We start from the raw sequence: 7,425 nt of genomic DNA, 5'->3' as shown, positions 1-7,425 counted from the left end.
TACAGTAGATTTATGCTGTTCCAATTGCTGTTGTAGCTTTTGGTGAACCTCAGCCGTCACCGTTTGTTTTAACTGTGATTGCAAATCAGCCACAGTAGATTTCTGCTGTTCTAATTGCTGTTGTAGCTTTTGGTGAACCTCAGCCGTCACCGTTTGTTTTAACTGTGATTGCAAATCAGCCACAGTAGATTTCTGCTGTTCCAATTGCTGTTGTAGCTTCTGAGAGTCACCCAGTTGGCTTTGGAGTTGATTAAGAGTTTCCTGATTTTGCTGTTTCAGCGCTTCGTGGTCTTCCAGAGAAACCGTGTTCGCCAGTTTACTCTCAAGTTCTCCAATCCGTTTAAGCTGTTTTTTCAGGTCAGTAATTGAGTCTTTATGTTGTTGGAGTTCTTGCTGAACGTGATGATATTCCTTAGCCGGAACACTATTTTCAAGTTGCGCTTGTAATTCTGGGAAATGACCTAGTTTTTGTTCTAGTTCAGCGATAGTATTCGCCTGTTCTATAACTTGTTTTTGCAGGGTTTCGTATTCCTGCTGAAGTTGATCATATTCAGCCGATCGCTTTTCTAATTCGGCGGTAATAGCCGGGCTATCATCGGATTGATCATCAACTTCTGTTTGTGTATTAGTGTTAGCCAGGCTAATAGTTGTGCCTTCTTCATCCATAGAGATCTTAAAGTCACCCCTAGCAATACGTTCGACAAATTCCGAACGCGACAGACCCAACTCTTTAGCAGTTGTGCTTAATAATTTCGCTCCTGTGGGTGTTAGCGACACCCCTATTTTTACCTTAGTTTCTGAATACAAAGTCGTGACTCCCCGTTTTTTCTTTCTTGGCATTACCCCCTCCTCAGCCGTTCTACAACTTAGCTGCTCTAACCAGATCTTACCAAAAACTGATCACAATTCAACATTTGGTTAATCTTTGTGATCAGAACCGGAAAAATTTAAAGTTTTGTAAAGCAAAATTCGGGGGGACTACCTTAATGGGGAGCCGATACATAAGCTGATCTGGGAGTTCCAGAGCCAGAAACAGAGGGAAACACGCGCACGGAGTCTTGAGGAAACATCACCTGTACTCGCATACCGACAGGAAGCGATCCCCCTCCGAAGGGAGTACGAGCAATCAGTTCACCTCCAGAAGGAACCTGTAAACAATAATGAAGTTCGCGACCCAAAAACTGGCGATCGCGAATCACCACCGAAGCCGTTTCGTCAGGTTTGAGGATAAAATCTTCTTGGCGCACCATCAAATCTGCTTTTTCAGTGATATCGGAATCATCATCTAAATCCAAGTTAGAGGCGATCGCAAAACAGCCCACCTCAGTTTCCCACAAATTCCCCCGGCGCTGTGCTGGGATAAAATTAGCCTGGGTAACAAACTCCGCCACAAACCGAGAAGCCGGTTCTAGGTAAATTTCCTCTGGAGTCCCCCACTGTTCCAAATGTCCATGGCGCATTACCGCCACCCAGTCAGAAATTGATAAAGCCTCTTCTTGGTCATGGGTAACAAACACCGCTGATGCTCGTGCTGCTTTCAGAATTTCCCGCAATTCCTGGCGCAATTTCAGCCGCACTTGTACATCTAAATTACTCAGGGGTTCATCCAATAATACCAACGCCGGATTAGGGGCCAAGGCTCGTGCTAAAGCCACCCGTTGCTGTTGTCCCCCAGAGATTTCATGGGGATAGCGATCGGCATATCCCGACAACCCCACCAATTCTAACACTTCCGCCACTCGCAACTGTAGTTGTTTGGGGGATTTTTGGCGGAGAGTTTCCAAACCAAAAGCAATATTTTTGGCTACTGTCAGGTGAGGAAACAAGGCATAATTCTGGAACACCATACCCACCCCCCGACGTTCTGGGGGAACCCACTGTTTTAACCCAGAAACCACCTGTCCCGCAATCTCTACCACTCCCCTATCTGGCTGTTCAAACCCTGCAATTATCCGCAACAGAGTAGTTTTACCACATCCAGACGGACCCAGTAGACTCAGAATATCTCCCTGGTTCAAGGTTATGCTTATATCCTCGACGGCGGGGGTGTAAGTGTTGGGATACTGCTTTGAGATCCCTACCATATCCAAGATAGCAGACTCAGACATCGTTAGTTTTGTTAACCTTCCTTTAACTGTGTGCCGGGTTTATTGATAAACTTTCCAATCAATACCCCCTACCATCATAGGACATTATTCGTATAGATTCTCACTAAGTTGGTGTTAAGTTTTATGGAATTTTCCCAGATGGGGATTTTCCCGAGTCAGCCGCCAAAAGTGATTGCGGTTGAACATGGCGCGGTAGTAAGATGAGACAATATCAGCCCGCTTCCCACTCCTGGTTAGGCGCGGTTGCGGGTATATATGGGACTTTCAACCCCTCTGGCGGTGGTGGCGCGGCTATTTATCGGGTTTTCCTGGTTGATTGCCAGTTGACTACATGGGCTAATTTTGTACTATGATCATCCCAGTTATTGTGGGCAAGAATATTAACTAATGATAAAGACTCTCAATAAAATTGGGAAAATCAGTGGTCAATTAGTAGCAATTTGTACGGCTATTTTAGCAGTAGTTAATTATGCTGAAAATACCGCACCCAAAATCACAAATCAGGGAAAATGACAACGAATCCAAATCAACCGAAAATCCCCCTTTGGCGAGACGATCGCTTCTGGAAAATCGCCTTCCAGGTAATCATCCTAGTAATTGTGATCGCGATTATTAGCATATTTACCATTAACCTGAATCAGAACCTACAAAGAAGCGGAATTAGGTTCGGGTTCGGATTTTTAAATAGTACCGCCGGATTTGCGATCGGTGAAAGTATCATCCCCTACCAACCGACAGATCCCTATAGACAGGTTCTCCTAGCGGGTTTAGTGAACACGCTGCGAGTGATGTTTTTTGGGATTATCCTGACGACCATTGTAGGAATTGTTGCGGGAATTTCCTATTTTTCCGGTAACTGGCTAGTGCGTCAAATTGGGTTAGTATATGTAGAAATAGTCAGGAATACCCCCCTACTGCTACAACTGCTATTCTGGTATGGGATATTTCTGCAACTACCCCCAGTGAGAGATCGCCTGGGGGTTTTTAATGCCATTTTCCTAACTCAGCGGGGGATTTTTATTCCTTGGCCATCTAGTTCTCTAATCTGGGTGTGGTTAGGGTTTTTGGTAATAGCAGCGATCGCCTCTTTTGTAATTTGGAAACAACGCACTAAAATTATGGTAGAAAAGGGGGTTTCTGGTCAACCCCAATTAATCGCCCTAGGTATCATCGCCCTAGTGTCGTTGTTAATCATCCTGTTTGGCTTTGGTTGGGAAGTTCCCGCCATTATCGGAAGCGAAAACAATCCCATTTTACGAGGTGGTCTCAGGCTAACTATTGAATTTAGTGCTTTGTTAGTGGGGTTAGTATTTTATACTGCTGCTTATATTGCCGAAATTGTCCGCGCCGGGATTCAATCTGTAGCCAAAGGACAATGGGAAGCCGCCGGGTCCCTAGGGTTAAAATCAGGTTTAGTCATGCGTCTGGTCGTGTTTCCCCAGGCTTTGCGGGTGATTATTCCTCCTCTCAATAGTCAATATTTGAACTTGGCGAAAAATTCCAGTTTAGCGATCGCTGTAGCCTACGCTGACCTTTATAATGTTGCTAACACCACCTTTAACCAGAGTGGGAGGGCGGTAGAGGTCATGCTAATTATTATGGCAGCCTATCTCACCATTAACCTGATTATTTCCCTATTTATGAACTTCCTTAATCGCCGGGTTCAACTTCAGGAAAGATAACTACAGTCAACCGTGACTAACAGGGAGTTTTTAGCAAATATCAAAATCCCCAACCTTCCCTACCATCACAGTTAAGAATTACCTATTCTAAAAATGACAGCAAATCCTGAACCCACCTTAAACCGTCAAGCCCCTTCCCAGTCAACAGACTTTCCCCAATGGCTGCGTGATAACCTGTTTAATACCTGGTACAATGGGTTAGTTACCATAGCGATCGCCAGTTTCCTACTGTGGATGTTAGTAGGGTTTGTATCCTGGGCGAGATTAGTCGCCCAATGGGAAGTAATCCCCGCCAATTTGCACCTATTTATGGTCGGTCGGTTTCCCAGTGATCAATATTGGCGCTTGTGGTTATTGTTGGGAATAGTTAGCATTTTATCAGGTCTGACCTGGGGATTTTTAGCCCGCCGCCAAACCATCCTCTTCAGCCAAAATATTGTCATTTTCCTGAGTGTCGTCGCCATGTTAATGGCTTTATTACCAACTGCCATATCTTATCGTATCATAGCGATCGCCCTATTATTTGTCTTTGTATTTAGCAGTTGGGGAGGGCGACAAATTGGCAGCCGGAAACCTCTACTGGGAAAATGGCTGCCTTTTTCTTGGTTTGTGCTATTAATTATCAGCCTGTGGTTAATAGGTGGCGGCTTAGGATTAAGGGGAGTTTCCACCGACCTATGGGGAGGATTAATGCTAACCTTGCTGATGTCAGTAATTAGCATTTTACTATGTTTTCCCATCGGTGTTTTATTAGCTTTAGGTAGACAAAGCGATTTACCAGTAATTAGAGGATTATCCATCGCCTATATTGAAATTATCAGAGGCTTACCCCTAATTACCATTCTGTTTATGGGTCAAATTCTTCTCCCCCTATTTTTACCAGAAGGAATGCGACCCGATCGCATTTTGAGGGCGATCGTAGGTTTAACCATGTTTAGTTCAGCCTACCTAGCAGAAAACGTCCGAGGCGGACTACAAGCTATCCCCAGGGGTCAATATGAAGCCGCTAAAGCCCTAGGTCTAAATCCAGCCTTAACTATGGTTTTAATTATCTTACCGCAAGCCCTAAAAATCTCCATCCCCTCCATTGTCGGTCAGTTTATTAGCCTGTTTCAAGACACCACCCTATTAGCCATAGTCGGACTCGTAGAATTGCTAGGGATCAGCCGTTCAATTTTAGCTAACCCTCAATTTTTGGGACGCTATGCGGAGGTTTATCTATTCCTGGGTGTTCTCTACTGGCTATTCTGCTATTTAATGTCTTTAGCCAGTCGGAAATTGGAGAAACAACTCAATACCGAAAATCGCTAATTTCCCCAATTATAGATTAATGCTGCATCGGCGAATCAGATTAAGTTCGCAGATACAGCATAATTAGCCTATGAGACTATTTAGATCAGTTTTACCAGTCGCAGGGTGAACATAATGCCAGCCGCAGCGCCGATAGCTACTACATAGAGTAAAGCATAAGCGATCGCACCATCAATGGTCATCGTCAATATCTCCCGATAAGTCAACTTTTGCATCTTCCATTGAAACACGACCTGCGCTAGAATATAGCCTTCTATGGGAAATTAGCGGAATTTACGAGGAAGCCATCATGTCGTCTGTCATTCGGGTGAATTTGGGGCCAATGTCCTATGATATTTCTGTGGCGGCGGGGAATTTAGACCGCTTGGGGTCTTTGGTGTCTTCCCTCAAGTTAGGAAAAAAAGCCCTATTGGTATCTAACCCAGAAATTTTTGCACACTACGGACAAAGGGCGATCGCCTCAATGGAGAATGCTGGCTTTCAGGTTTCCTCAGTAGTCCTTCCCGCTGGAGAACAGTATAAAACACTCTCCACGGTCCAATCTATCTATAATAGCGCCCTAGAACACCGCCTAGAACGTAGTTCCACTATGATCGCTTTAGGGGGGGGAGTAATTGGAGATATGACCGGGTTTGCTGCTGCTACCTGGCTGCGGGGAATTAATGTTGTACAGGTTCCCACCTCTCTACTGGCTATGGTGGATGCTTCTATTGGTGGGAAAACAGGGGTAAATCATCCCCAGGGTAAAAACTTGATTGGCGCTTTTCATCAACCCCGTTTAGTGGTGATAGATCCGCAGGTTTTGACGACTCTACCAGCACGAGAATTTCGGGCGGGAATGGCGGAGGTGATTAAATATGGGGTGATTTGGGATAAACAGTTATTTGAACGCCTAGAAGAGGCAGATAACCTCCATAGCATTGATGATTTGACGGGGGAACTACTGACCGAAATTATAGTCCGTTCCTGTCAAAGTAAGGCTGATGTGGTTAGCAAGGATGAAAAGGAATCGGGACTGAGGGCGATTTTGAATTATGGTCATACTATCGGTCATGCGGTAGAGAGTCTGACCGGATACTTGGAATTGGTACACGGGGAAGCGGTGGCTATTGGGATGGTTGCTGCTAGTCAAATTGCGGTGAAGATGCAATTATGGGGAAATGATGGCGATCGCCGCCAGGAATTACTGATTAAAAAGGCAGGTTTACCTATTCATCTTCCCCAAGGATTAAAGATTGATGAAATCATCGACATCCTACAAACTGATAAGAAGGTGAAAGATGGTCAAGTCCGCTTTATTCTCCCCAGGGAAATTGGCACAGTAACTATTAGCGATCGAGTCCCTTCCCAGACTATTGCTGATGTATTAGCGACAATTAACAATTAATAATTTTAGTAGGTTGGGTGAAACCCAACATGATGGAGAGATGGTGGCGTTGGGTTGACTGTGGAGGGGGGCGGGTTTATTAATCTTACTGCTGGGAAATGTGGTTGACTACTTGCCAAAACCCCAGCCATGTAGGTTGGGTCAAACCCAACATGATGGAGAGACGGTGGAGTTGGGTTTCGTACCTCCACCCAACCTACTCAAATTGGGAAAAAAGGCTATTGCTGGGCTTCCATATGCGATCGCAGTAAACGATTAATCTCAGTCTGATAACTCTGACCTTGCGATTTAAACCAGTCTAAAACATCACTATCAATACTTAAAGTCACTTGTGTTTTGGTCTGATAATTAGGTGAACCTCGCCTAACTACTGCTTTAGTAACCATTTCTGGCGTAATTTCAGGACAATCAGAAAAATCAATTTCTTCATCAGTCATCCGGTCTAGGCGGTTCCAGTCAGTTTGAGAGTTGCTCGAAGTAAATTTGTTGTTCATATTTAGTAGCTTTTCTCGCAGAAATAATCCGAATACATTTTTCTTGTTCTGTATGGACAATAGCGACCACTCGCCCTTGCAACAAACCCAAAGTCACAAACCTCTGCTCTCCATAATTGAATCGGTCATCTTCAAAGGTTACGATATCTCCATCAAAAACAAGGGGAACATCAATAAAATTAATGCCATGTTTGCGGAGGTTCGTCAGACGTTTAGTTTCATCCCATTCAAATTCCATGCCTTGACTGTTACTACATATTGTAACTAAATTTTCCCAAAAAATTAATATTAACAGAATCAACGGTGGTAATTTTCTCTTACTTCCCAAAACCCATGTAGGTTGGGTGAAACCCAACATGATGGAGAGATGGTGGCGTTGGGTTGACCGTGGAGGGGGGCGGGTTTATTAATCTTACTGCTGGGAAATTTGGTTGACTGCGGAG

Annotated in this window: 8 protein-coding genes and 1 pseudogene; 4 read left to right on the top strand and 5 right to left on the bottom strand. The window is 44.4% G+C overall.

Annotated elements, in window-relative coordinates; genetic code table 11:
• A pseudogene (locus P5683_RS21220) lies at nucleotides 1-840 on the bottom strand (CopG family transcriptional regulator); the annotation flags it as partial.
• A gap of 143 nt (nucleotides 841-983) precedes the next feature.
• Nucleotides 984-2,108, bottom strand: coding sequence for an ABC transporter ATP-binding protein (locus P5683_RS21215; protein WP_006670584.1), 1,125 nt, complete (start codon nucleotides 2,106-2,108; stop codon nucleotides 984-986).
• 387 nt (nucleotides 2,109-2,495) lie between these two features.
• Here P5683_RS21215 and P5683_RS21210 point away from each other — a divergent pair, with 387 nt between their 5' ends.
• From P5683_RS21210 to P5683_RS21200, 3 genes are all read left to right on the top strand, one after another.
• Entirely contained in the window at nucleotides 2,496-2,621 is a 126-nt protein-coding gene (locus P5683_RS21210; RefSeq protein WP_006624657.1) for a hypothetical protein, read from the top strand.
• Nucleotides 2,618-3,790: an amino acid ABC transporter permease gene (locus P5683_RS21205; protein ID WP_193520995.1), complete on the top strand. Its 1,173-nt coding sequence runs from the start codon at nucleotides 2,618-2,620 to the stop codon at nucleotides 3,788-3,790. The genes P5683_RS21210 and P5683_RS21205 overlap by 4 nt, the downstream gene beginning before the upstream one ends.
• Nucleotides 3,791-3,883: 93 nt before the next feature.
• Nucleotides 3,884-5,101: an amino acid ABC transporter permease gene (locus tag P5683_RS21200; RefSeq protein ID WP_006624655.1), complete on the top strand. Its 1,218-nt coding sequence runs from the start codon at nucleotides 3,884-3,886 to the stop codon at nucleotides 5,099-5,101.
• Between the two features lie 80 nt (nucleotides 5,102-5,181).
• On the opposite strand, the gene P5683_RS21195 is transcribed toward P5683_RS21200, so the two are convergent.
• Nucleotides 5,182-5,316: a hypothetical protein gene (locus P5683_RS21195; RefSeq protein ID WP_006624654.1), complete on the bottom strand. Its 135-nt coding sequence runs from the start codon at nucleotides 5,314-5,316 to the stop codon at nucleotides 5,182-5,184.
• Between the two features lie 74 nt (nucleotides 5,317-5,390).
• Here P5683_RS21195 and aroB point away from each other — a divergent pair, with 74 nt between their 5' ends.
• The gene (gene aroB / locus P5683_RS21190; protein ID WP_008050342.1) at nucleotides 5,391-6,488 is read left to right on the top strand and encodes a 3-dehydroquinate synthase; all 1,098 of its coding nucleotides are present in this window, start codon (nucleotides 5,391-5,393) and stop codon (nucleotides 6,486-6,488) included.
• A 218-nt stretch (nucleotides 6,489-6,706) separates the two neighbouring features.
• Here the strand turns inward: aroB and P5683_RS21185 are convergent, their stop codons facing one another.
• Complete coding sequence (locus tag P5683_RS21185; RefSeq protein WP_006670774.1) at nucleotides 6,707-6,982, bottom strand: BrnA antitoxin family protein; 276 nt, start codon at nucleotides 6,980-6,982, stop codon at nucleotides 6,707-6,709.
• Nucleotides 6,945-7,283 (bottom strand): BrnT family toxin, encoded by a 339-nt coding sequence (locus tag P5683_RS21180; RefSeq protein WP_228116365.1) that lies wholly within the window; start codon nucleotides 7,281-7,283, stop codon nucleotides 6,945-6,947. Before P5683_RS21180 ends, P5683_RS21185 begins: the two co-directional genes overlap by 38 nt.
• Nucleotides 7,284-7,425: the final 142 nt, after the last annotated feature.

This window comes from Limnospira sp. PMC 1279.21, assembly GCF_032349615.1.
Lineage (GTDB): Bacteria > Cyanobacteriota > Cyanobacteriia > Cyanobacteriales > Microcoleaceae > Limnospira > Limnospira fusiformis.
The sequence above is the reverse complement of the archived record's forward strand: the minus strand, read 5'-3'. Positions and strand labels throughout refer to the sequence as shown.

What these genes read in the sequence shown, in the direction of transcription:
- P5683_RS21215 (WP_006670584.1), bottom strand. Translation starts at nt 2,108, where the DNA reads ATGTCTGAGTCTGCTATCTTGGATATGGTAGGGATCTCAAAGCAGTAT.
- P5683_RS21210 (WP_006624657.1), top strand. Translation starts at nt 2,496, where the DNA reads ATGATAAAGACTCTCAATAAAATTGGGAAAATCAGTGGTCAATTAGTA.
- P5683_RS21205 (WP_193520995.1), top strand. Translation starts at nt 2,618, where the DNA reads ATGACAACGAATCCAAATCAACCGAAAATCCCCCTTTGGCGAGACGAT.
- P5683_RS21200 (WP_006624655.1), top strand. Translation starts at nt 3,884, where the DNA reads ATGACAGCAAATCCTGAACCCACCTTAAACCGTCAAGCCCCTTCCCAG.
- P5683_RS21195 (WP_006624654.1), bottom strand. Translation starts at nt 5,316, where the DNA reads ATGCAAAAGTTGACTTATCGGGAGATATTGACGATGACCATTGATGGT.
- aroB (WP_008050342.1), top strand. Translation starts at nt 5,391, where the DNA reads ATGTCGTCTGTCATTCGGGTGAATTTGGGGCCAATGTCCTATGATATT.
- P5683_RS21185 (WP_006670774.1), bottom strand. Translation starts at nt 6,982, where the DNA reads ATGAACAACAAATTTACTTCGAGCAACTCTCAAACTGACTGGAACCGC.